This is a genomic window from Novosphingopyxis sp. (genome assembly GCF_965218915.1).
Lineage (GTDB): Bacteria > Pseudomonadota > Alphaproteobacteria > Sphingomonadales > Sphingomonadaceae > Novosphingopyxis.
Map to the genome: position 1 here is coordinate 333353 of NZ_OZ244708.1, position 22830 is coordinate 356182.

At 65.9% G+C, this 22830-nt stretch carries 19 protein-coding genes; 10 read left to right on the plus strand and 9 right to left on the minus strand.

Features of this window, described 5'->3' with window-relative positions:
• Positions 1-37: 37 nt before the first annotated feature.
• The gene (dapD, locus tag ACOQPC_RS01695) at positions 38-880 is read left to right on the plus strand and encodes a 2,3,4,5-tetrahydropyridine-2,6-dicarboxylate N-succinyltransferase (protein ID WP_420606943.1); all 843 of its coding nucleotides are present in this window, start codon (positions 38-40) and stop codon (positions 878-880) included.
• A 42-nt stretch (positions 881-922) separates the two neighbouring features.
• Here the strand turns inward: dapD and ppc are convergent, their stop codons facing one another.
• Positions 923-3604, minus strand: coding sequence for a phosphoenolpyruvate carboxylase (ppc, locus tag ACOQPC_RS01700; protein WP_420606944.1), 2682 nt, complete (start codon positions 3602-3604; stop codon positions 923-925).
• Between the two features lie 50 nt (positions 3605-3654).
• Entirely contained in the window at positions 3655-4239 is a 585-nt protein-coding gene (locus tag ACOQPC_RS01705) for an HNH endonuclease (protein ID WP_420606945.1), read from the minus strand.
• Between the two features lie 61 nt (positions 4240-4300).
• Here ACOQPC_RS01705 and gluQRS point away from each other — a divergent pair, with 61 nt between their 5' ends.
• The 6 genes from gluQRS (at position 4301) to ACOQPC_RS01735 (ending at position 9720) form a co-directional block, all read left to right on the plus strand.
• Positions 4301-5227 (plus strand): tRNA glutamyl-Q(34) synthetase GluQRS, encoded by a 927-nt coding sequence (gluQRS, locus tag ACOQPC_RS01710; RefSeq protein ID WP_420606946.1) that lies wholly within the window; start codon positions 4301-4303, stop codon positions 5225-5227.
• Between the two features lie 9 nt (positions 5228-5236).
• Positions 5237-5464, plus strand: a complete 228-nt coding sequence (locus ACOQPC_RS01715) for an HIG1 domain-containing protein (protein ID WP_420606947.1) — start codon at positions 5237-5239, stop codon at positions 5462-5464.
• Between the two features lie 12 nt (positions 5465-5476).
• Positions 5477-6070: a cob(I)yrinic acid a,c-diamide adenosyltransferase gene (locus ACOQPC_RS01720; protein ID WP_420606948.1), complete on the plus strand. Its 594-nt coding sequence runs from the start codon at positions 5477-5479 to the stop codon at positions 6068-6070.
• Between the two features lie 58 nt (positions 6071-6128).
• Positions 6129-7400 carry an ergothioneine biosynthesis protein EgtB gene (egtB, locus tag ACOQPC_RS01725; protein ID WP_420606949.1) on the plus strand — a complete coding sequence of 424 codons (1272 nt, stop codon included), beginning with the start codon at positions 6129-6131 and terminating at the stop codon, positions 7398-7400.
• A 154-nt stretch (positions 7401-7554) separates the two neighbouring features.
• Complete coding sequence (egtD, locus tag ACOQPC_RS01730; RefSeq protein ID WP_420606950.1) at positions 7555-8526, plus strand: L-histidine N(alpha)-methyltransferase; 972 nt, start codon at positions 7555-7557, stop codon at positions 8524-8526.
• A gap of 324 nt (positions 8527-8850) precedes the next feature.
• Positions 8851-9720, plus strand: a complete 870-nt coding sequence (locus ACOQPC_RS01735; RefSeq protein WP_420606951.1) for a 3-hydroxyacyl-CoA dehydrogenase NAD-binding domain-containing protein — start codon at positions 8851-8853, stop codon at positions 9718-9720.
• Between the two features lie 38 nt (positions 9721-9758).
• Here ACOQPC_RS01735 and ACOQPC_RS01740 read toward each other — a convergent pair whose 3' ends face one another.
• From ACOQPC_RS01740 to ACOQPC_RS01765, 6 genes are all read right to left on the minus strand, one after another.
• Positions 9759-10538: a TorF family putative porin gene (locus ACOQPC_RS01740; protein WP_420606952.1), complete on the minus strand. Its 780-nt coding sequence runs from the start codon at positions 10536-10538 to the stop codon at positions 9759-9761.
• A gap of 176 nt (positions 10539-10714) precedes the next feature.
• The gene (locus ACOQPC_RS01745; RefSeq protein ID WP_420606953.1) at positions 10715-12040 is read right to left on the minus strand and encodes a mechanosensitive ion channel family protein; all 1326 of its coding nucleotides are present in this window, start codon (positions 12038-12040) and stop codon (positions 10715-10717) included.
• Complete coding sequence (gene metC / locus ACOQPC_RS01750) at positions 12037-13257, minus strand: cystathionine beta-lyase (protein ID WP_420606954.1); 1221 nt, start codon at positions 13255-13257, stop codon at positions 12037-12039. The genes ACOQPC_RS01745 and metC overlap by 4 nt, the downstream gene beginning before the upstream one ends.
• A gap of 117 nt (positions 13258-13374) precedes the next feature.
• The gene (sseA, locus tag ACOQPC_RS01755) at positions 13375-14211 is read right to left on the minus strand and encodes a 3-mercaptopyruvate sulfurtransferase (RefSeq protein WP_420606955.1); all 837 of its coding nucleotides are present in this window, start codon (positions 14209-14211) and stop codon (positions 13375-13377) included.
• Between the two features lie 72 nt (positions 14212-14283).
• Positions 14284-15825: a cryptochrome/photolyase family protein gene (locus ACOQPC_RS01760; protein WP_420606956.1), complete on the minus strand. Its 1542-nt coding sequence runs from the start codon at positions 15823-15825 to the stop codon at positions 14284-14286.
• Positions 15826-15891: 66 nt separating this feature from the next.
• Positions 15892-17283, minus strand: coding sequence for a hypothetical protein (locus ACOQPC_RS01765; RefSeq protein ID WP_420606957.1), 1392 nt, complete (start codon positions 17281-17283; stop codon positions 15892-15894).
• 64 nt (positions 17284-17347) lie between these two features.
• Between ACOQPC_RS01765 and queF the strand changes: the two genes are divergently transcribed.
• The 3 genes from queF to ACOQPC_RS01780 all read left to right on the plus strand — a co-directional run bounded on the left by queF (position 17348) and on the right by ACOQPC_RS01780 (position 21080).
• Positions 17348-17806 carry a preQ(1) synthase gene (queF, locus tag ACOQPC_RS01770; RefSeq protein ID WP_420606958.1) on the plus strand — a complete coding sequence of 153 codons (459 nt, stop codon included), beginning with the start codon at positions 17348-17350 and terminating at the stop codon, positions 17804-17806.
• A 63-nt stretch (positions 17807-17869) separates the two neighbouring features.
• Complete coding sequence (locus tag ACOQPC_RS01775) at positions 17870-18271, plus strand: acyl-CoA thioesterase (protein ID WP_420606959.1); 402 nt, start codon at positions 17870-17872, stop codon at positions 18269-18271.
• Between the two features lie 106 nt (positions 18272-18377).
• Positions 18378-21080 (plus strand): M1 family metallopeptidase, encoded by a 2703-nt coding sequence (locus tag ACOQPC_RS01780; protein ID WP_420606960.1) that lies wholly within the window; start codon positions 18378-18380, stop codon positions 21078-21080.
• 116 nt (positions 21081-21196) lie between these two features.
• Here ACOQPC_RS01780 and ACOQPC_RS01785 read toward each other — a convergent pair whose 3' ends face one another.
• Positions 21197-22807 carry a helicase HerA-like domain-containing protein gene (locus ACOQPC_RS01785; protein WP_420606961.1) on the minus strand — a complete coding sequence of 537 codons (1611 nt, stop codon included), beginning with the start codon at positions 22805-22807 and terminating at the stop codon, positions 21197-21199.
• Positions 22808-22830: the final 23 nt, after the last annotated feature.

Here is a 22830-nt window from a genome sequence, read left to right on the forward strand (position 1 = left end):
GGCCGGTAACGGCATGCGGCTATAAGGAGAGACGTCCATGGACCGTCAAGAGATGCAGACGATCATCGATCGGGCCTGGGAGGATCGTGCCGATCTGAGCGCCGCGACCGGGGGCGAGGTGCGCGAAGCGGTGGACGCCGCGCTCGCGGGCCTCGACGATGGCAGCATGCGCGTTGCGGAGAAGCAGGGCGGCGAGTGGGCCGTGCACCAATGGCTCAAGAAAGCCGTGCTGCTGTCTTTTCGGCTGAACGAGATGGAACTACTCGAGGGCGGCCCCGGCGGCGCGGTCTGGTGGGACAAGGTGCAAGCCAAGTTCGCCGGCTGGACCGCCCACGATTTCCGCCAGGCCGGCATCCGCGCGGTGCCCGGCAGCTTCGTGCGCCGCGGCGCGCATATCGCCAAACACGCCGTGCTGATGCCCAGCTTCGTCAATCTCGGCGCCTATGTCGGCGAGGGCACGATGATCGACACCTGGGCCTCGGTCGGCAGCTGCGCGCAGGTCGGCGCGAACTGCCACATCTCGGCGGGCGCGGGCATCGGCGGCGTGCTCGAACCGCTGCAGGCGAGCCCGACCATCATCGAGGACCATTGCTTCGTCGGCGCGCGCTCGGAGGTGGTCGAGGGCGTGATCGTGGGCGAAGGCTCGGTGATCTCGATGGGCGTGTTCATCACGCAGTCGACCAGAATCGTGGTCCGCGACACCGGCGAAGTACTGCGCGGGCACGTCCCGCCTTATTCGGTGGTGGTGCCGGGCAGCCTGCCGGGCAGGCCACTTGCCGACGGATCGCCAGGGCCGGGCCTCGCTTGCGCGGTGATCGTCAAGACGGTGGATGCGAAGACGAGGGCCTCGACGGGCATCAACGAATTGTTGCGGGATTAGGTTTTTTGGGAGTCGGAGAATGTCGGCTTTGGCCACCTCGCCTCAGCCGCTGTTCCTGAGCGCCGTGGCGATGGCGTTGATCGTCAGCTGGATGCCTTCGCTGATGCGCGGATCGTCCTCGCCCGCGCGGTGGCGTTTCATCAGTTCGATCTGGAGCTGGTTGAGCGGCTCGATATAGGGCAGGCGCAGCCGGATCGATTCGAGCAGCGACGGATTGCTTTCGAGCAGATAGCTTTCGCCTTTCGCCTCCAGCAGCCCGTCATGGGTGCGCCGCCATTCGCTTTCGATACGGCCGAAGATGGTTTCGGCGAAATCCCGGTCCTCGACCAGCCCGGCGTAGCGCCGCGCCAGCGCCATGTCGGATTTGGCCAGCACCTGCTCCATATTGGCCAGCATCGCGCGGAAGAATGGCCACTGCGCGGCCATTTCCCTCAGCAGCGCCTTGTCCTCGAACGCTTCGAGCGCGCTGCCGACGCCGTACCAGCCCGGCAGCATCACCCGCGCCTGCGCCCAGCTGAACACCCAGGGGATCGCCCGCAAGTCCTCGATCCTTTGCCCTTTCTTCCGGCTGGCGGGGCGCGAGCCGATCTTGAGCGTGGAAATTTCGGCGATCGGCGTCGCCTGGAAGAAGAAATCGGCGAAATCGTCGGTGCCGTAGACCAGCGCCCGGTAGGTTTCGAACGCGCTGTCCGACAGCGTCTGCATCGCGTCCGAATAGCGCGCGCGATCGTCCATAGCGACGCTGCGATCCCCCATGGTCGCCAGCATGGTGGCCGAGACCATGGCTTCGAGCGCCACCGCGGCGTTGTCGACCGTGCCGTATTTGGCGGCGATCACCTCGCCCTGTTCGGTGATGCGGATGCGGCCCTGCACGGTGCCGCGCGGCTGCGCGCGGATGGCGTCGAACGCGCTGCCGCCACCGCGCCCGACCGCGCCGCCGCGGCCGTGGAACAGCCGCATGCCGTGGCCCGCTTCCTCGAACACCGGCGCCAGCGCGCGGCTCGCCAGATTAAGCTGCCAGGTGGAGGTCAGATAGCCGCCGTCCTTGTTGGAGTCCGAATAGCCGATCATCACTTCCTGCACGCCGCCGCCTGCAAGCAATCGCTCGATCGGGGGGAGCCGGAAAGCGGTGCGCATGACGTCGGGCGCGTTCTCCAGATCGGCGACGGTCTCGAACAGCGGCACGGCGCGCAGGGGACAGGACGGCGTGCCGCCCTCGTCCACATGCCACAACCCGGCTTCCTTCAGCAGCAGATAGACCTCGAGCATATCGGACGCGGTCTCGCCATGGCTGATAACGTAATTGTCCATGGCCGACGGACCGTAAGCCTTCAGCATCTCGGCGGCGGTGCGCAGGATGGCGAGTTCCTTTGCGGTCTCCTCCGAATGCCCGGCATTTGCGGCAGCGAGCGGGCGGTTGTGCGCGAGCTCGGCGACCAGCAGATCGACACGGCGCTGCTCTTCCAGCGCGGCATAATCGGGCGCGACCCCGGCCTGCGCGAGCAGCTCACCGACGACGCGCTCGTGCACGCCGCTGTCCTGGCGCATATCGAGCGCGGCGAGGTGGAAGCCGAACGTCTCCACCGCGCGGATCAGCCGCCCGAGCGCGCCGCCGCTTGCCAGCGCGCCGTCGCCATCCGCGGCCAGCGCGTTGGCGAGCGTGGCGAGATCGGCGCGCAGTTCGGCGGGCGTGCAATAGGGCTCGCCCGCCAGCGCGGACGGACGCGAGGGCGTTTCGCCGGTCAGCTTGCGATAGGTCGCGGCGAGGCGCGCGTAGACGCCGGAGATCGCGCGCCGATAGGGCTCGTCTCCGCGGCTCGGCGCATCGTCGCCGCTGGCCTCGGCCAGTTTCAGCACGGCTTCGGGCACATCGGAATATTTGGAGGACAGCGAGAGCTCGGCGCCGAGCGCGTGCAGCATGTCGAGATAATGGCCGAGCGCCGCCTCCGCGCCGCCCCTGAAGGCGAGCCGCATGGTCGCGGCATCGACATAGGGGTTGCCGTCGCGGTCTCCGCCGATCCAGCTGCCCAGCGTCAGGAAGCTCGGCACGCGGCGGCCCAGCTGCTTGTCCCAGCGCGCGTACAGCAGCGGCAGCGCGGGCAGGAACACGTCGCGCATATAGGCGCGGGCATTGTCGATTTCGTCGGCGACGAACAGGCGGCGTTCGCGCAGCGGCCGGGTCTGCCAGAGCAGCGCCACCTGGCGGCGGATGGCGTCCTCGACATCGTCGCCCTCGGGCGTAACCGCGGCGCCCGCGTCGCGCAGCCGCATGAGGGCGGCGATGCGGTTCTTGTGGTCGATCACGCTCTTGCGCCGCACCTCGGTGGGGTGCGCGGTGAGCACGGGAACGATGGCGGCGCTTTCCAGCATCTCGGCGACCGATGCGCGGCCGACGCCCTGCGCCTCGAGCGCCGTCAGCGCCTCGGCCACGCTCGCGCCCCGTTCGCGCGCCACGCCCTGCCGGTCCTCGGCGAGGTTGGCGAGCAGCGAGAACAGCATGAAGCCGCGCACGAAATCGAGCGTGCCGTCGAGGTCGAGCGCGTCGAGTTCCGGCACCGCCGCGGCGCCCGGCGTGGCGCCGCGATGCCGCTCCACGCTGGCGCGGCGGATCGCCTCGGTCTGGTCGTACAGCGCCTCGCCGCCATAGGCCCGGATCACATCGCCGAGAATGCGGCCCAGAAAGCGGATATCCGGATTTTGCGAGATCGGGGGAAGGTCGGCCATGACCAGGATTGTGCGCCGCACCATGACGCCGCGTCAAGGGAGGAGGAGATTCACTCCTCCAGCTCGATGTCCCAATAGAGCCAGTCGTGCCAGCTTTCGTGCAGATAGCCCGGCGGAAAGGCGCGGCCGCGTTCCTGCAGCTGCCAGCTGGTCGGCCGGTGCGGCTTCAGGAACAGCTGCATATGGGCCTCCCTGGGCGTGCGGCCGCCCTTCTTCAGATTGCACGGCAGGCAGGCGGTGCTGACATTCTCCCAGCTGGTGCCGCCGCCCTGCCGCCGCGGAATGACGTGATCGAAGGTCAGATTGGCTTCCGATCCGCAATATTGGCAGGCGAACTTGTCGCGCAGGAACAGGTTGAACCGCGTGAAGGCGGGATATTCGCTCGGCCGGACATATTGGCGCAGCGCGATCACCGAGGGGATGTTCATCTGAAAGCTGGGGCTGTGCACCGCGCGGTCGTAGCTCGCGACGATATCGACCTTGTCGAGGAACACCGCCTTGATCGCGGTCTGCCACGGCCACAGGCTGAGCGGATAATAGCTCAGCGGCGTGTAATCCGCGTTGAGGATCAGCGCCGGGCAACTTTCCGGGTGGCGCAAGCTCGCGGGATTATCCAGAATGTCCGGATGGTACATGCCCGAACCCTCGCTCCTCCTCTTCGACATGCCCTGATAAGCGCAAAAAAGTGACAGGCCAATGACCTTGGGCGAAATGCCGCGAAGCTTCCTGCCGCCGCGCGTGGAAAAATCTGTGGAAAGACCGGCGATAACCCGCTTCGCGCCGAGCCCCAACGGGCCGCTGCATCTGGGTCACGCGTTGTCCGCGCTCTACTGTCATGACCTCGCCCGGGCGAGCGGCGGGCGCTTTCTGGTGCGGATCGAGGATATCGACGCCGTACGCAGCCGGCCCGAACATGTCGCAAGCGCACTGGCCGATCTCGCCTGGCTCGGGCTGGAGCCCAACGCGCCGCCGCTCCGTCAGTCGACGCGGATTCCGGCCTATCTTACAGCCTTCGACCGTCTGAAAGAACGCGGCCTGCTCTATCGCTGCTGGTGCACGCGCGCTCAGATCGCCGCCGCGCTGCGCCGCCAGTCCGTGCGCCACGGACCCGACGGCCCGGCCTATCCCGGCACCTGCCGCCATGCGGAGCATGCGGGCGATCCGGCCCGGGCGCACAGCTGGCGGCTGAAGACGGACCTGGCAGTGGACTGGGCGGCCGGGCGCACCGGCCCGCTGCGCTGGCGCGACCTGGCGCGCGGGGAGATCGCCGCCGATCCGGGCCGCTTCGGCGATATCGTGATCTGGCGCAAGGACGCGCCCGCCAGCTATCATCTCGCCGCCACCGTCGACGACGCGGCGCAAGGGATCGGCCCGGTGGTGCGCGGCATGGACCTGTTCGATTACACCGACATCCATGTGCTGCTGCAGACGTTGCTCGACCTGCCTCAGCCCGCTTATTGGCACCACCCGCTGCTGTTCGGCCCGGGCGGCGGGAAACTCTCCAAATCGAAGGATTCGCCCGCTCTGCGCGAGCGGCGGGAAGCGGGCGAAGACGGGCGCGTGCTGTCCGATCAATTGCGCGCGCGCCACTTTCCCGCTGGCATTTCGCTGTCCAGTCCCTAGCTTAGAGCCATGGGCGCCATTCTCGTCATCGGAATCATCGTCGCGGCCTGTCTGGTCGTCGTCGCTCTCGTGCGCGGGTTGTCCTCCTTTGCCAATATGCGGCCCGACGATCTCGATGAAAACGGCACGCCGCGCTCGGCCAATATGCAGAACAAGATGATGTTCGCGCGCGTGAAATGGCAGGCGATCGCGATCGTGCTGGTCGCGCTGCTGCTGATCTTCAGCCAGGCCCGGTAACGGCCGCGCCGCTTGGTCAAGCTCAACAAGATTTACACCCGCACCGGGGACGACGGCAGCACCGGTCTGGTCGATGGGTCGCGCACGCCCAAGGACGATCCGCGGATGGCCGCGATCGGCGATGTCGACGAGGCGAACAGCGCTATCGGCTGCGCGCTCGCCGCCTTTGACGGCGCGGATGACGCCGGTATCGCGGCGGGCCTGCAACGCATCCAGAACGATCTGTTCGACCTTGGCGCGGACATCGCCACGCCGGGCGAGAATTTCGAGCCGTCCGAGCTGGAATTGCGCATCGTGGCCACGCAGACCGCATGGCTGGAGGCGGAAATCGACCGGCTGAACGAAGCGCTCGATCCGCTCAAGAGCTTCATCCTGCCCGGCGGCACCCCCGCCGCCGCAGCGCTGCATCTGGCCCGCGCCACCGCGCGCCGCGCCGAGCGCGCGCTGGTGTCGGCGGGCCGCGCGCATGGGCTGAACCCGGAGGCGCTGCGCTACGTCAACCGCCTGTCCGATTATCTGTTCACCGCCGCGCGCCGCGCCAATGCCGGCACGGAATCGGGAACCGTAGCGGGCGACGTGCTTTGGAAACCGGGCGCATCGCGCTGAAAGGTTGATGCGCGTTTAGGACAGAGCCGCCGCTTTGTGCCAAGGAGGAAGGCCTGCCATGTCGACCCAGCCGATCATAGCCCAAGCCGACGCCGCGCAGCTGCGCGATTTTCAGGCCACGCGCGCGCTCACCCTCGCGTTTGCCGAGCCGCTGTCCGACGCCGATGCCACCGTCCAGTCGATGGACGACGCCTCGCCGTCCAAATGGCACATGGCGCATACCAGCTGGTTCTTCGAAACCTTCGTCCTGCGCGACCATGTGCCGGGCTATGAGGCCTATGACGCGGACTTCGCCTATCTGTTCAACAGCTATTACGAGGCGGAGGGTGATCGTCACGATCGCCGCCGGCGCGGCATGATCACGCGGCCCTCGCTGGACGAGGTGCGGGCGTACCGCGCGCATGTCGATGCCGCGGTGGCGGAGCATTTCGATGCGTTGCCGGACGAGGCGCTGACGCTGCTCGAGCTGGGCATCCATCACGAGCAGCAGCATCAGGAACTGTTCCAGACCGACCTTCTGCATTTGTTTTCGCGCAACCCGACCAAACCGGCGATCTGGCCCGCGCCCCGCCGCCTCCACGCGGCCGAGCCAGCGCCGCTGCGCTGGATCGAGGGCAAAACCGGCGTGGTCGATCTCGGTCATGATGCCGAAGGTTTCGCCTATGATTGCGAGGGACCGCGCCACGAAGCTCTGCTCACCCACCATGCACTGGCCAGCCGCTGCGTCACCAATGGCGAGTGGGAGCAGTTCATGGCGGACGGCGGCTATGACGATCCGCGCCACTGGCTGTCCGACGGCTGGGCCTGGGTGCGGGCCGAAGGCATCGAAGCGCCGCTTTACTGGCAGCAGCGTGAAGATGGCGGCTGGGGCCAGTTCGGGCTCGATGGCATGCAGCCGGTCGATGCCGCCGCGCCGGTGTGCCATGTCAGCCTGTACGAGGCCGATGCCTATGCGAGCTGGGCCGGCGCCCGCCTGCCGACCGAGCCCGAATGGGAAAGCGCCGCCGCCGGGCTCGACGCGGCGGGCGGCAACCAGCTGGGCCGCGCGGGCGCGATCCGCCCCGCGCCCGCGCCAAAAGGCGACGGCCTGGCCCAGATGTTCGGGGACGTGTGGGAATGGACCGGCAGCGCGTTCCGTCCTTATCCCGGTTTCAAACCGGCCTCGGGCGCGGTCGGCGAATATAACGGCAAGTTCATGAGCGGGCAGTTCGTGCTGAAGGGCGGCAGCTGTGCCACGCCCCGCGGCCATGTGCGCGCCTGCTACCGCAATTTCTTCTATCCGCACCAGCGCTGGCAATTCACCGGCCTGCGCCTGGCGAAGGATTTGTGAGGAGGGTAACGCCCTGTCGGGCGATTGCGACTATGGATAGAAGACTTCGGCACCCCAGCGAAAGTTGGGGTCTAGGGCGCAATAGCTCATGGCCCGAGATGCCAGCTTTCGCTGGCATGACGAACCATTGGGCTTGAATAACCAGGGGCAGAGCATGACCGATACCGACGCCGGGACCACTGGCGCCCTGGACGATGCGTTCCGCGGCGACGTGCTGCGCGGCCTTGGCAGCGATCCGCGCGCCATTCCGGCGCGCTGGCTCTACGACCATGCCGGATCGGGCCTGTTCGAGGAGATTACCGGGCTACCCGAATATTATCCCACGCGCACCGAACGGGCTCTTCTTGAAAAGCATTGCCCGGAAGTCGCCGAGATCGCGGGCACCGGCCATGCGGTGATCGAATTCGGATCGGGCAGTTCGGTGAAGACGCCGATCCTGCTGCAGGCGGTCGACCCGGCGGTCTATGTACCGATCGACATCAGCGGCGATTTTCTGCGCGAGAGTGCCGAGGCGCTGGCCAGGAGTTTCCCCGGGCTGCCGGTCGCGCCGGTCGAGGCCGATTTCATGCATCCGGTGACCTTGCCCGAAGCGGCGCAAAAGCTTCCGCGTATCGGCTTTTTTCCCGGCTCGACCATCGGCAATATGGTGCCGCGCACGGGCGTCGACCTGCTGCGGCGGATGCGCGACAATCTGGGTGAGGGCGCGCTGCTGCTGATCGGGATGGACCGGGTGAAGAGCGAAACGATATTGGTACCGGCCTATGACGATGCCGCCGGGGTGACCGCCGCGTTCAACCTCAATCTGCTGGATCGCATCAACCGCGAGCTGGACGGCGACATCCCGCGCGGCAAGTTCAAACATTGCGCCGTGTGGAACGAGAGCCATTCGCGCATCGAAATGCATATCGAGGCGACCGAGGACGTGGATTTCACCGTTGCCGAGAAACGCTTCCACATGGGTAAGGGCGAGACCATCCATACCGAGAACAGCCACAAGTTCAAGCCGCGCGATTCGCGCCTGCTGCTGCGCGCGGGCGGCTGGGAACCGATCCGCGAATGGACCGACGACAAGGGCTGGTTCTCGCTGATTTTGGCCGAGGCCGCGCCGGACCGGTTCGCGCCTTGAGGAGCATTCCAGCCTGCTAAGCTACGTCATCCCGGGCTTGACTCGGGATCTAGGGCGAGATGGCAATGCCGCTGGTCCCTGGATTTCGGCTTTCGCCGGAATGACGGTGAAAGGTCGGAGGAAAAATCCTGTCCTACACGAGGCGAAGCTGCCATAAGGGAGTCTATGAAGAATGCGTTTTCCCCCTGCTGCGCAAGCCCGGTTCGGCAAACCCCGCGCTTAAGTTTACAGCTAGTTGAGAATGGTTTTTTCTTAACCCGGGTCTGCGGGAAACTTTGACAGTTTAAGCGGCCCGGCATCCGCCTCCAGCCCGAAGGAATCAGCATGAACAGCATCGGGGTCATCGGCGCCGGCCAGATGGGCGCGGGCATCGCGCAGGTTTCCGCCGCGGCGGGCTATCATGTTTTCCTCGCCGACATCAGCCAGGAGGTCGCCGACAAGGCCAAGGTTGATATCGAAAAGCGGCTGAACCGCTTGGTCGAAAAGGACAAGCTGGAGAAGCAGGCCGCCGAGACCGCGTTGGGCCGGATCGAGCCGCTGTCCAGCTTCGAAAAGATGGCCACCGCCGGCCTGGTGATCGAGGCGGCGACCGAGCGCGAGGAAGTCAAGCGCACCATCTTCACCGAAGTCGGCAAGATCCTCGGCCACAAGGCGGTGCTGGCTTCGAACACCTCGTCGATCCCGATCACGCGGCTGGCGCAGGCCTCGCCCGATCCGGCGCGCTTCATCGGCGTGCATTTCTTCAACCCCGTGCCGGTGATGGACCTGATCGAGGTGATCCGCGGCCTCGCCACCAGCGATGAGACGGTCGAGATCGTGCGCGGCTACGGCAAGGCGCTGGGCAAGCAGATGGTGTTCGCCAATGACGCGCCCGGTTTCATCGTCAACCGCGTGCTGATGCCGATGCTCAACGAGGCCTGCTTCGCGCTGGGCGAGGGCGTGGCGAGCATCGAGGATATCGACGCCGCCTGCCGCCTGGGCCTCAACCACCCGATGGGGCCGCTCACGCTGGCCGATTTCATCGGGCTCGACACGTGCCTGGAGATCGTCAACGTGCTCTTCGCCAGCACCGGCGATCCCAAGTTCCGCCCCGCGCCGCTGCTCGTCAAATATGTCGAGGCGGGCTGGTACGGCCGCAAATCGGGCCGCGGTTTCTACGATTATTCGGGCGAGGTGCCGAGGCCGACACGGTGAGTGGGGCAGGGACCGCAAGCGGCCACCTGCCCCGTTTCTCAGAACGTCGCCGACAGCGTGGCGAAGAAGCCGTCGTTGGTCAGATCGTCGACCACCGGGCCTTCGACGGTGGTATAGGTGACGCCCGCCGACAGGTTGCCGGTAATGGCGTAGCTCGCGCCGAGCGAGAAGTCCCAGCTGGTGCTGTCGCTATCGAACGACAGCACGCCGTCGGTATAGCCGGCATGCGCGCTGATGCTGACCGGCGTGTTCGGAATGCCGCTGCCGAGGTCGAGATAGAGATAGGTGTTGTCGTCGCCGCCCAGCGCATCCTGGCCGCCCCAGGCATAGGCGATGCCGGCGGTGGCCGAGACCGGACCCAATTGGCCGCTGACCGAGGCATAGGGTTCGAAATAGTCGCTCGGCCCACCGACGGCTTTGTCACCGTTGGGATAGACGTAATAGAGAAGGCCCGCGTCGACCGTGATGCCCGAGGCGACCTCGCCCGACCAGCCGCCGTAGAGATCGAGCTCGGTATGGCCGTATCGCGGCGAATCTTCCAGCGAACTGGCCCATGCGCCGACGTAGAAGCCGCTCGAATGCTTGACGTCGAACCCGCCCTGGATGGCGATGTCGCCGTCGGACAGACTGACGCCGCGGAAGCGGTAGTCGGTCACGAGCGCGACGTTGGCCGAAAGCTCGAACGCGCTCGGCGGCGCGGTGTCGTAGGTCGGACCGTCCGGCTCGGTATGCTCGGGGCCCGCATCCTGCGCAAGGGCGGGAACGGCGAGCATGGTGGAGAGGGTAAGGCCCAAAAGGCCGATAAAGGACGTGCGCATTTCTATTCCCCTTTTTCTGGTATGATGCGTCTCATCCCACCTGCGAAGATCAGCGTTTTTATGTGACCGCGCCCCGAAAGGAACGCGCCTCGCTCGATCAATCGAATTCGGCATAGATCAGATGTGTTGCATCGCACAAATAAAAAAACTGCGTGGAGAAGCTTATATGCGCAATTTTATTCGTCGATGTTGCCATTTGGCCGCGGGTCGGCCAACCGCTCGATCAGGCCGTCCGGCAGTTTGCGCAGGTTGAGGTCTCGCTGCGGGAACGGAATTTCGATGCCGTTGTCCTTGAACAGGAACCACAGCCTGCGCAGCACGTCGGACCGCACGTTGCCGACCCCCTCTTCCGGGTCCTTGATCCAGACGAGGATTTCGAAATTGACGCTGCTCTCGCCATATTCGCTCCACCACACATTCGCCCGCGGCAGATCGAGCACGCGCGGGCTCTCTTCGGCGGCCTGGAGCATCAGCTTGACCGCCAGTTCCATGTCGGAGGCGTAGGACACGCCGACCGGAATACGCACGCGCACATTCTTGCTTGAATAGCTCCAGTTCTCGACCTCTTCGGTCATCAGCACTTCGTTCGGGATCAGATGCTCCTTGCCATCGCGGGTGACGATCGAGACCGCGCGGACGCCGATCTTGTTGACCCAGCCGAAGCTGTCTCCCACCGCGATCACGTCGCCCGGCTTGATCGAGCGGTCCATCAGCAGGATGATGCCCGAAATCAGATTGCCGAAGGTTTTCTGGAAACCGAAACCGATGGCCAGGCCGAAGGCGCCGGAGAACACCGCCAGGGCGGTGAGGTCGATCCCGAGGAAATCGATCCCGACGAAGAAAGCGACGACGATGACCCCGATCCCCGCCAGCTTCTCCACCAGCAGCTTCTGCGCCGGATCGAGCCGCCGCGTGCCGTCGATGAAGTGACGCGTCAGCCGGTTGACGAAGCGCACCAGCGCGAACAGCAGCACCGCGGTGACGGCCCATTGCAGGACGGTCAGCGCCGATACGCGCGTCTTGCCGGCATCGAACCCGATCCGGTCGAGCTCGTTGCTCAGCGGTTCGATGCCTTGAAAACCCTGCAACAGCCCATTGACGACGAACAGGAACACCACGCCCGACAGCAGCAATGCGGCCCATTGCGGCATGCGCAGGAAACGGATCGCGCGATTGATGAACAGCGTGGACGCGGCCGCCAGGTTCAGCCCGATGATCGCGATCGACAGCTGGCCCCAGGCATGCGCCTGAAACAATACCAGCAGCAGGATGGCCACGATCAGGAACCGCGCGACCCGTTCGATCCGCTTGCAGCGATTGGGGCGCGGATCCTGCTTCAGGCGGTTCTGCACGAACGCTTCGATCCGAGGTGCCAGGGCCGAGGCGCTCAGCCAGCCGAGGAGCCAGGCCGCAACGACCAGCCCGAAGGCGATCAGCGCGGTGCTGACATCCAAATCGAGGGCGATGCCCCGGTTCGCCAGCCAGTTTTCGAGCGCGTTCATGCGCCCATGTCATGCATCGCCGCGAAGCCGCGTTCAAGATCGGCGATCAGATCGGCAGAGTGTTCCAGTCCGATACTCAGGCGAATCAGCGGTCCATCGGCGGTCCACTGCGTCGCGCTGCGGTCGGGCCGCGGATCGACCGGCAGCGCGAGGCTTTCGAATCCGCCCCAGCTGTAACCGATTCCGAACAGGGACAGCGCGTCGATCAGCATCGCGGCCTGAGCGTCGGTCGCGTCGCTCAAGACGAACGAGAACAGACCCGTCGATCCCGTGAAGTCGTGCGCCCAGGTGGCGTGACCGGGGCAGGAGGGCAAAGCGGGATGCAGCACCGCGCCGACTTCGGAACGGCGCTCGAGCCAGCGTGCGATATCGAGCGCGTTCGACTCGTGCCGCCGCAACCGCACGTCGAGCGTGCGCAGCCCGCGATGGGCGAGATAGGCGTCGTCGGGCGAAATTACCTGGCCGAACTGAAAGGCGGTGCGGCGAAGGGCGGTCCAGTAGGGCTTGGTCGCGGTGACGGTGCCGAGCATCAGGTCGCTATGCCCGCCGATATATTTGGTGCCCGCCAGGATCGTGAGATCGACGCCCTTGGTGATCGCCGGGAAGAACAGCGGCGTCGCCCAGGTGTTGTCTAGCAGGGTGGCCAAGCCGCGTGCCTTGGCTGCGGCGCAAATGCCGGGGACGTCCTGCACCTCAAAGGTCAGACTGCCGGGGCTTTCGAGCAGGATCGCGGCGGCCGGGCCGTTCTCGCCGTCTTCGTCCATCAACGCCGCGATCTCGTCGAGGCCGGCCATCGGATCGAACCAGCGCGTGGTCACTCCCCAATGCCTGAGCCAGTCGCTCGCGAAGCCGCGCGAGGGATCATAGGCGTTGTCGGTCATGAGCAGCGTGTCGCCGGGCTTCAGCACCGCGAGCAGCGCGCAGGCGATCGCCGCGACGCCCGAGGGAAAGAGATAGGTGCCCGCCGCGCCCGGCTCGAGTTCGGTCAACGCGTCGGCCAGCGCCCAATGCGTCGGCCCGCCGCGGCGGCCGTAGAAGAAGCCGTTGGGCTGGACCGCCCCCTTGGCCGCGCGCAGACCGGCCACGCTGTCGTAGAGATGCGTGCTGCCGCGCCAGACCGGCGGGTTGACCACCGCGCCGCCGGTCCATTCCTCGCGCCGACCGCCAGTTACGAGCGTGGTGGCGGGGCGCTTTGCACCGGCTTTTCTATCGACCAATCTCAATCTCCGTTGCCCTGAGCTTGTCGAAGGGCCGTACTTCTTCCGTCAACGATCTAAGTGGAAGAGCAGTGCTTCGACAAGCTCAGCACGAACGGAGGCTGGATGTGAAGAGGCTTATGCCGTTGCCTTGGGGGTATGGGGGTCGGTGGCCCATTCGGTCCAGGCACCATCGTAGAGACGAACGTCCTCCTTGCCGAGCAGATGCACGGCGAAGAGTGGCACCGCGGCGGTCATGCCGCTGCCGCAACTGGTGATCATCGGCTTGTCGAGATCGACGCCGGCGTCCTCGAACACCGCCTTCAGCTCATCGCCGGTCTTCCAGGTGCCGTCGCCATGGAAGAATTGCCCGTGCGGGGTGCTATGGGAGCCGGGGATGTGGCCACTGGCGAGGTCGCCCCGCGGTTCGGGCTCTTCGCCGGTGAAGCGAGCGCTCGGCCTGGCATCGACCAGTTCGGCATGCTTGTCGTGCAGGTTCGCCATCACGTCGGCCTTTTTGGCGACCTGCTTGTCGTCCTTCCACACCGTGAAATGGCGATGGCGCACCTCGGGCCTGCCGGTTTCGAGCGGACGGTCCTCCGATTTCCACTTGGGCAATCCGCCGTCGAGGATGGCGACCGAATGCGCGCCGAACATGGTCAGCATCCACCAGGCGCGCGCCGAGCTCCTGAGCGGCGAATCGTCGTACAGCACGATGCGGCTGCCGTCGCCGAGGCCGAGCGACTGCATGCGGCTGGCGAATTTTTCGGCGCTCGGCAGCATATTGGGCAGGTCGCCCGACGCATCGGCGAGTTCGGCAATATCCATGAACACCGCGCCAGGGATGTGGCCGCCTTCATATTCGGCGCGGGCATTGCGCCCGGCATCGGGCAGGAAATAGGTGGCATCGACGACACGCAGATCGCTCGCGCCCATTTCGCCGGCCAGCCATTCGGTTGAAACTAATTGGTCCATCGACATCATCCCGCTTGATTAGAGGCGCAGGACTAGCGCCATACCGGGCGTCTGAAAAGCCTTGCCGTGCCGTCAGAGCGCATCCATCGCGCTTAGCGTCTCGCGCGCCTTGGCCCGGATCGCGATCTTTTCGCCGGCGTCCTTGCGCTCCCAGTTGCGATAGGCCAGCGCCAGGCGGCTGTTGGCCTTCAGCTTGTCCTCGTTGCGGGCGAGGAAGTCCCAGTAGAGCGCGTTGAACGGGCAGCTGTCGAATTCGGTCTTGGTCCCGGGATCATAGCGGCAGGCGCCGCAATAATCGGACATGCGATCGATATAAGCGCCCGACGCCGCATAGGGTTTGGATGCGAGCAGTCCGCCGTCGCCGAACTGGCTCATCCCCAGCACATTGGGCAGTTCGACCCATTCATAGGCATCGGCATAGACTTCCAGATACCAGGCGTGGACCTGTTTTGGATCGACGCCCGCGAGCATGGCGAAATTGCCGGTGACCATCAGCCGCTGGATATGATGGGCATAGGCATGGTCCAGCGTCTGGCCGATCGCCTGCGCCATGCACTCCATGTCCGTTGCGCCATCATAATAGAAAGCGGGCAGGTCGCGGTCCGCGCCGAAAAAGTTGTGCTCGACATAATCCGGCCCCTCGCGCCAGTAGATGCCGCGCATATATTCACGCCAGCCGATGATCTGCCGGATGAACCCCTCGGCGGCGTTGAGCGGCACCTTGCCCTCGCGGTAGCGCGCCGCCACATCGCGGCACAGATCGATCGGATCGAGCAGGCCGGAGTTGATGTACGGGCTGAGCACCGAGTGCCACAGGAACGGCTCCCCGCGCTGCATCGCGTCCTGATAGTCGCCGAACTGCGGCAGAGCTTCGTCTAGGAACTGGCGGCGCGCCCGCATCGCCTCCTCGTGCGTGACGGCGAAGTGGAAGTTCTTGGTCGTGCCTGGATGGTCGGCGAAGCGCTCCTCCACCGTCGCGATCACGTCCTGCGTGATATCGTCCGGACGGAAGCGGATCGGCCGAGGCATGAGCAAGTCGCCCACCGGTGCGGGCTTGCGATTCTCCTTGTCGTAATTCCACTTTCCCCCGGCCGGCTCGCCGTCCTCGTCCATCAGGATACCCGTCTTGCGCCGCATCTCGCGGTAGAAGAACTCCATGCGCAGTTGTTTCTTGCCCGCGGCCCAATCCTCGAACTCCTTGTGAGTCGCAAGAAAGCGGGTGTCGGGGCAAATGGTGACCGGCAAACCGAACTGCTCCTCCCAGTTTTCCAGCATCTCGCGCACCCGCCATTCGCCCGCCTCGGTCACGCGGATCGCCGAAGGGTTGTGACGCTCGATCGCGCGGGCGAGTTCGCCGGAAAAGCTGCCATCGTTGTCGGGATCGCCCAGTGCGACATAATCGACCGTCCAGCCGCGCGCCCGCAGCGCTTCGGCGTGGTGGCGCATGGCCGAGAGGATATAGGCGATCTTGGCCTTGTGGTGGCGCACATAGGTCGTTTCCTGCGCCACCTCCATCATCAGCAACACGCAGTTTTCGGGCTCCGCCCCTTCCAGCGACGAGAGGTCGAACGACAGCTGGTCGCCCAGAACGGGGATGAGAATCGGGTCGGCCATGGTCGCCGTTCCAGCGCGGGAGCGGCGGTCTTGGTTCCGCCGCCTCATCCGTCCAGGGTTTTGGCCCTAGACCGGCTTGGCGCCGATGCCTCGCACGATGCGCGGGCCGAGATCGATGTTGATCGGTCCCAGCCGTTCCTGCCCGGCCGCGCCGACGCGGCCGAGCACGAAGGTGGCCTGGCTGCGGTCCTGCCCCCCGCCCCAGCGATAATCGAGATCGGCGGCGACCAGCGGAATGATCATCTGCCGCCCTTCCATGCGGAAGGTTATCGCGGGATCGAGTGGCACGCGCATGTCGCCCTCGACCGGGGTCCGGCTGGACGGTCCCATGGCGGGAATCGTGACGGTCCGGCCGCGGGCCTGTTCGCGCTGGAAGAACCGGTCGACCTGTTTCTGGGTGTCCGGCCCGCCGGGCAGCACATCCAGACGCAACACTGCCGCATCGGCTGGGCCCGGCCCCTGGTTGATCATCCACAAGCGATATTGAAGAATGAAATGGGTCGCGGTCTGCTCGGCGCCGAGAATATCGAGCTGCATCGCCATTTGCGGCCGACCGGCGGCGGGCGGGGGCGCCATGCGCGTGGTGACGAGACCGGAAGGAACCGGCGACCCCCGGGGCTGAACGGGCGCGGCCCGGGGCGGCGTGCCGGTCAGTCCCGAAAAAGCGCGGACGGTGCCGGCAGCTGGCGCGGCGTCCGAGGTGACGACACCCTTGGGAACAGGCTTTTTGCTTGCAGGCGCGGCGGGCAACGCAGGATCGTCCGCGGGCGTGTCCGTCGATGGCGCGGGCTCCATAGCGCGCTCGGGCTGCGGAACGGGGAGCACGGCGGTTGCCGCGGTCGGTTCGTCGGCTTCGACCGCTTCATCGACCTGCGCCGGCTCCTCGTAGACCAGGCTCTCATCGCGCAGCGACTGCATCCGTTTGCGACGCCGCCACCAGAACGCTCCTCCAAGAGCGAGCAACAGCAAGGCGGCGATCCATGGCCAGAGCGCACCGTCTTCCGGTTCTTCCGAAGATATGGCGGCCGGCGCCGCCGTGGCGGGAATGTCCGGCGCTTCGATGGACGGCGTGCTCGCCTCGACAGTCGGTGTCGCTTCGGGCGCTGCAAGGATTGCGTCGGACTGGGGCACCGTTTGCGTTGCGGGCACCGGCGGAGCGGCAGACGTCGGACGCGGTGCGGATGCCGGTGTCGGGGCCGGGCGCGGCGTGGGTGCCGGGCTGGGGCGCGGGCGGGCAAGCGTCGGCACGGCGACCGGAACCTGCGTGCCGGTCGGCAGGGATCGCGGGGTCGGGCTGGGGACTGGCGCGGGCGTCGGCAGCGGCGCGATCACCGGGCCGGGCGTTGGCGCGGGTGTCGGGACCGGATCGAGACGAAAGCCGCCCGACGGATCGGTCGTCCGCTGCGCCGCTGCCGGGGCGAGCGGCAGCACGATGAGCGCCAGCGGGAGCAAGCCCATGGCGGCATTTCGTTCGGTTTTTCGGGAATGACAGATGGGTGCGTCCGCCTTAGTGAATGCCGTCATGGCCGAAGATACGAAACCCCGCTTTTTGGGACGGGACAGCCCGCTCCCCGCTGCTCCGGACGAGGCGGAGCTGGACTATGTCCCCAATCCGCGTGCCGGGCAACTCTACTGCGTCAGATTTACCGCGCCTGAATTCACCTCGCTCTGCCCGGTTACCGGCCAGCCCGATTTCGCGCATCTGGTAATCGATTACGCGCCCGGCAAGACCATCGTCGAATCGAAATCGCTGAAACTGTTCCTCGGCAGCTTTCGCAATCACTGCGCCTTCCACGAGGATTGCACGGTGGGCATCGGCGTCCGCCTGTTCGAGGAAATGCAGCCGACATGGCTGCGCATCGGCGGTTACTGGTATCCGCGCGGCGGCATCCCGATCGATGTGTTCTGGCAGAGCGGCGCGGCGCCGAACGGCCTGTGGGTGCCCGACACCGGGGTTGCATCCTATCGCGGTCGAGGGTGAGGTGCAAATAATTCGCCCGCTTTCATCTTCCCTTCATGTAAAACTGACATTATTGTAAGTATCATGACCGCCAGTCACAGCCACGCCATCGATATCACCCCCGAAGACATCGACTTCATGGGTCATGTCAACAATGCCAATTACTTGTCGTGGGTTCAGGACGCGGTGGTTGCGCATTGGCAGAAGATCGCTCCGCGCCAAGCGGTGGCCGAGCATCTGTGGGTCGCGTTGAAGCATGAGATCACCTATCGCAAGCCGGCGTTCCTCAACGACGAGGTGTTCGCCGAGGTCATCCTGGAAAAGGTGCAGGGCGCGCGCGCTTTTTACGAAACGGTGATCAAGCGCGGCGAGGAGGTGCTGGCGGAGGTGAAATCGAGCTGGTGTTGCCTGGATGCCGAGACGCTGCGGCCCACGCGGATCGCCAAGGACGTGGCCGAATATTTCTTTCCCAAGACCGAAGGCTGACGAACTTCGACGAACATGATCCGTGATCGGATCGTCGCTTGAACGGGGCGCCTTACAGGCATAGGCTGAGCAAAATTTCCTTGCTTTGTCCGGAGTCTGCTCCCCCATGCCCATGATTCGCAACCCAGGTCGTTTGTTCGCCGCCGCCTCGATGCTTGCTCTGGCCGTTCCGGCTTCCGCGCAGATGGCCGAAGGCACGGCCGCCGACGCGAAGCCCGCTACGCAAGCCGATACGGTCGACACCCGCCTTCCCACGCAGCTCCCGCGAACCGCCGTCCCGCATCGTTACAGCATCCAGATCGCACCCGATGCGCAAGCCTTGGCTTTTGGCGGTTCGGTGCGCATCGCGCTCGATATCGTGAAGGCCACCGACAAGCTGGTGCTGAACGCCGCCGATCTGGCGATCGACAGCGCGACGATCTATGGGTCGGACAACACGCCCCATCAAGCGAAGATAACGCTCGATGCCGACGCGCAGACCGCCAGCTTCGATTTCGGCGAGAAGCTGCCAAAGGGCGCCTATCGGTTCGATATCGTCTACACCGGCACCATCAGCACGCAGGCCAACGGCCTGTTCGCGCTCGATTACAAGGATCCCGACGGCACCCAGCGGCGTGGACTGTTCACGCAGTTCGAGGCGCCCGACGCGCGCCGCTTCGTGCCCAGCTGGGACGAGCCCGATTACAAGGCGGTGTTCGACCTGACGGCGACGGTTCCGTCGGATCAGATGCCGCTGAGCAACATGCCGGTGAAGTCTTCGGAAGACCTCGGGGGCGGCATGAGCAAGGTCACGTTCGGCACCACGCCGACCATGTCGAGCTATCTGCTGTTCTTCGGGCTCGGCGATTTCGAGCGGATCCACCGGCAAGCCGGCGGCACCGATGTCGGCATCGTGATGAGCCGCGGCAAGGCCGATCAGGGGCAATATGCGCTCGACAGCGCCGCGGCGATCCTGCCCTTCTACAATGATTATTTCGGGACGCCCTATCCGCTGCCGAAACTCGACAATATCGCCGGGCCCGGCCAGTCGCAGTTCTTCGGCGCGATGGAGAACTGGGGCGCGATCTTCACCTTCGAGCGCATCCTGCTCAACGATCCGACGATCAGTTCCGAGGGGGATCGGCAGCGCATCTTTTCGGTCGCCGCGCACGAGATGGCGCATCAGTGGTTCGGCGATCTGGTCACCATGGCCTGGTGGGACGATCTCTGGCTGAACGAGGGCTTTGCCAGCTGGATGGAGAACAAGACGACGAGCACGCTGCATCCGGAATGGGGCGCCGATATCGACCGGGTCGGCTCGCGCGAGTCGGCGATGAGACAGGATGCCTATGAGGCGACGCATCCCATCGTCCAGACCATCCGCACCGTCGAGCAGACCAACCAGGCGTTCGATTCGATCACCTATTCCAAGGGCGAGTCGGTCATCGCCATGCTGGAGGCCTATGCCGGCGCCGACGTGTGGCGCAAGGGCGTGCAGGATTACGTCAAGGCGCATCAGTATCGCAACACCCGCACCGACGATCTGTGGAAGGCGGTCGAGGCGGCGGGCGCGGACAACCTCACCCGCATCGCGCACCAGTTCACGCTGCAGCCGGGCGTGCCGCTGATCCAGGTCGGCGCGGCGCAATGCCGGGGCGGCGACACCGCCGTCACGCTGACGCAGAGCGAGTTCTCGGCCGACCGGCGCGAGGCGGTTGCCGCGAAGCCGCAAAGCTGGAACGTCCCCGTGCTGGCATCGACCGTCGGTGGCGGCACCGTCGACGCGGTGACCGAGGGCAGAACCACGCAGATGACCGTGCCGGGCTGCGCGCCCCTGCTCGTCAATGCCGGACAGGCGGGCTATTACCGCACGCTCTACGGCGCGCCGCAGCTGGCCGCGCTGGCGCAAAATTTCTCATCGCTCAAGCCGATCGACCAATATGGCCTGCTGAACGACAATATCGCGCTCGCCTATGCCGGGTATCAGCCGATCGGCGGCGCGCTCGATCTCGTCGCCGCGATCCCCGCCGATGCCGATCCCAAGGTGCTGGCCGAGGGGCTGGGCAGCTGGACCAATCTCTACGGCCTGTTCGAGGACGAGCCGGCGGTGCAGGAAAAAATCGGCCAGCGGATTCAGGCGAAATATGCGCCGGTGCTGAGCCGGCTCGGCTTCACCGTCAAGGATGGCGAGCCGGCCGGCGAAACGCTGCTGCGCCCCACGCTGATCTCCGCGCTCGGCGCCACCGGCCTGGCGTCGGTCGAGGCCGAGCGTACACGATTGCTCAAGGCACTGGCGACCGATCCCAAGGCGCTCGACGGGCCGCTCAAGACCACCTGGCTCGGCCTCATCGCCCGCGACGCCACCCCGGCGGAATGGGAGCAACTGCATCGGCTGGCGCAAGATGCGGGCGGCTTTACCGAGCGCTCGGCGCTTTATTCGGCGCTGGGCGGCGCCAAGGACGATATGCTGGCGGCCAAGGCGCTCGACCTCGCCATCACCGACGAGCCCGGCGCGACCATCGGCGCGTCGCTCATTTCGTCGGTCGCCGTTCGCCATCCGGAAATGGCGCTCGATTTCGCGCTGGCGCATCCCGGCGACATCGACCGGATCGTCGATAACAGCGCGCAGTCACGCTATGTCGCGCGGATCGCGGCGGGATCGGACCGGCCGGAGACGATCGGGAAGCTGGAAGCCTATGCCAAGGCCAATCTGGGCGCGGAAGCGCGCAAGCCAGTCGATCAGACGATCGGTGTCGTGAAAACGCGGATCGAAGCGCGGCAGCGGATCATGGATCAGGCGCGCCAGTGGATCGATGCGCACGCGGTTTGAATCGCAGCGCTAGCTTCAGGCTTTTGAGCCCCGGCGCAGGCCGGGGCCCAGCGGGGGAGGTTCGATGATGGGCTCCTGCCTTCGCAGGAGCGCAAAGGCTGCCGTCAGGACTGACGCTAACGCATCAATCCGCCGAGCAGCCCGCGTGCGAACCGGCCGAGCCCCGGAAAGCCGATCGCCTTGCCAAGCTCGGTCCCGACCGAACCGGCGGCCGCGCCGGCGGCGCTTCTGGTGGGTGAGGCGCGGCTCGTACGGCCCGACATCCGCCGTCCGATCATCGCTCCGGCAGAGGACGCCGCGGCTCCCATCGCCGCCTTGCCGGCCTTTTCCCAGATCGAACGGGTGCGGCGCGGTGCCTTGCGCACCTCCTCGACGCCCTTCTCCTCCACCGCCCGCGCTGCCGCGGCGGCGTCCTGCGCCTTTTTGGCGAGCATCTCCTCGCAGGATTCGCGGTCGATCTCCTGATCATATTTGTCGCCGAAGGGAGAGATCGAGCGGATGATCGCGCGTTCCTTGGGCGTCAGCGGCCCGGCGCGCGAGCGCGGCGGCTTGACCAGCGTGCGCTGCACCACCGACGGCGCGCCGTCCTCCATCAGCGTCGATACCAGCGCCTCGCCGACCTTCAGCTCGGTGATCGCGGTCTCGACATCGAGATCGGGATTCTCCCGGAACGTTTCGGCCGCCGCCTTGATCGCCTTCTTGTCGCGCGGGGTGAAGGCGCGCAGCGCGTGCTGCACGCGGCCCGCGAGCTGGCCCGCCACCGCCTCGGGAATATCGACCGGGTTTTGCGTCACGAAATAGACGCCCACGCCTTTGGAGCGGATCAGCCGCACCACCTGCTCCACCTTGTCGAGCAGCACCTTGGGCGCTTCGTCGAACAGCAGATGCGCCTCGTCGAAAAAGAAGACGAGCTTGGGCTTGTCCGGATCGCCGATTTCGGGAAGCGCCTCGAACAGGTCGGACAGCAGCCACAGCAAAAAGGTCGAATAGAGCCGCGGGCTCTGCATCAGCCTGTCGGCGGACAGGATATTGACCTGGCCGCGCCCGTCCTTGTCCACACGGATCAGATCGGCGATCTCCATCGCCGGTTCGCCGAAGAAGCGCGCGCCGCCCTGCGCATCGAGCTGCAGTAGCGCGCGCTGGATCGCGCCCACGCTGGCGGTGGAGACATTGCCATATTGGCCCGACAGCTCCTTGCGGTTCTCGCTGGCCCAGAGCAGCAGCGACTGCAGGTCGGCGAGGTTCAGCAGAAGCAGGCCCCCGTCGTCGGCCGCGCGAAAGGCGATTTCCAGCACGCCCGCCTGCGTGTCGTTGAGTTGCAGCAGGCGCCCGAGCAGCAACGGCCCCATTTCGGAGATGGTGGTGCGTACCGGATGGCCCTGCTCGCCGAACAGGTCCCAGAACACCACCGGGTTGTCGGCATAGGAATAATCTTCATAGCCGATTTCGGCGGCGCGCTTGGTGAAGGGTTCGTGCAGCTTGCTGTCGGGGGACCCGGCCATCGCCATCCCCGCGAGATCGCCCTTGACGTCGGCCAGAAACACCGGAACGCCGGCGCGCGAAAAACTTTCGGCGAGGCCCTGCAAAGTGATCGTCTTGCCGGTGCCGGTGGCGCCCGCGATCAACCCGTGGCGGTTGGAGCGCTTGAGGCTCAGCCATTGCGGCTCGCCGCCGCCCGCCCCCTCGCCGAGGCCGATGAAGATCGCTTCATCGCTGTCCTTCGCCATCTTCACGCTCCCGTCATGATGCG

Coding starts and splice junctions, on each gene's coding strand:
- ACOQPC_RS01735 (WP_420606951.1), top strand. CDS start 8,851: ATGAACAGCATCGGGGTCATCGGCGCCGGCCAGATGGGCGCGGGCATC.
- queF (WP_420606958.1), top strand. CDS start 17,348: ATGGCCGAAGATACGAAACCCCGCTTTTTGGGACGGGACAGCCCGCTC.
- ACOQPC_RS01715 (WP_420606947.1), top strand. CDS start 5,237: ATGGGCGCCATTCTCGTCATCGGAATCATCGTCGCGGCCTGTCTGGTC.
- ACOQPC_RS01785 (WP_420606961.1), bottom strand. CDS start 22,807: ATGGCGAAGGACAGCGATGAAGCGATCTTCATCGGCCTCGGCGAGGGG.
- ACOQPC_RS01765 (WP_420606957.1), bottom strand. CDS start 17,283: ATGGGCTTGCTCCCGCTGGCGCTCATCGTGCTGCCGCTCGCCCCGGCA.
- egtD (WP_420606950.1), top strand. CDS start 7,555: ATGACCGATACCGACGCCGGGACCACTGGCGCCCTGGACGATGCGTTC.
- ppc (WP_420606944.1), bottom strand. CDS start 3,604: ATGGCCGACCTTCCCCCGATCTCGCAAAATCCGGATATCCGCTTTCTG.
- ACOQPC_RS01745 (WP_420606953.1), bottom strand. CDS start 12,040: ATGAACGCGCTCGAAAACTGGCTGGCGAACCGGGGCATCGCCCTCGAT.
- sseA (WP_420606955.1), bottom strand. CDS start 14,211: ATGGACCAATTAGTTTCAACCGAATGGCTGGCCGGCGAAATGGGCGCG.
- ACOQPC_RS01705 (WP_420606945.1), bottom strand. CDS start 4,239: ATGTACCATCCGGACATTCTGGATAATCCCGCGAGCTTGCGCCACCCG.
- ACOQPC_RS01775 (WP_420606959.1), top strand. CDS start 17,870: ATGACCGCCAGTCACAGCCACGCCATCGATATCACCCCCGAAGACATC.
- ACOQPC_RS01780 (WP_420606960.1), top strand. CDS start 18,378: ATGCCCATGATTCGCAACCCAGGTCGTTTGTTCGCCGCCGCCTCGATG.
- dapD (WP_420606943.1), top strand. CDS start 38: ATGGACCGTCAAGAGATGCAGACGATCATCGATCGGGCCTGGGAGGAT.
- egtB (WP_420606949.1), top strand. CDS start 6,129: ATGTCGACCCAGCCGATCATAGCCCAAGCCGACGCCGCGCAGCTGCGC.
- ACOQPC_RS01740 (WP_420606952.1), bottom strand. CDS start 10,538: ATGCGCACGTCCTTTATCGGCCTTTTGGGCCTTACCCTCTCCACCATG.
- ACOQPC_RS01760 (WP_420606956.1), bottom strand. CDS start 15,825: ATGGCCGACCCGATTCTCATCCCCGTTCTGGGCGACCAGCTGTCGTTC.
- gluQRS (WP_420606946.1), top strand. CDS start 4,301: ATGACCTTGGGCGAAATGCCGCGAAGCTTCCTGCCGCCGCGCGTGGAA.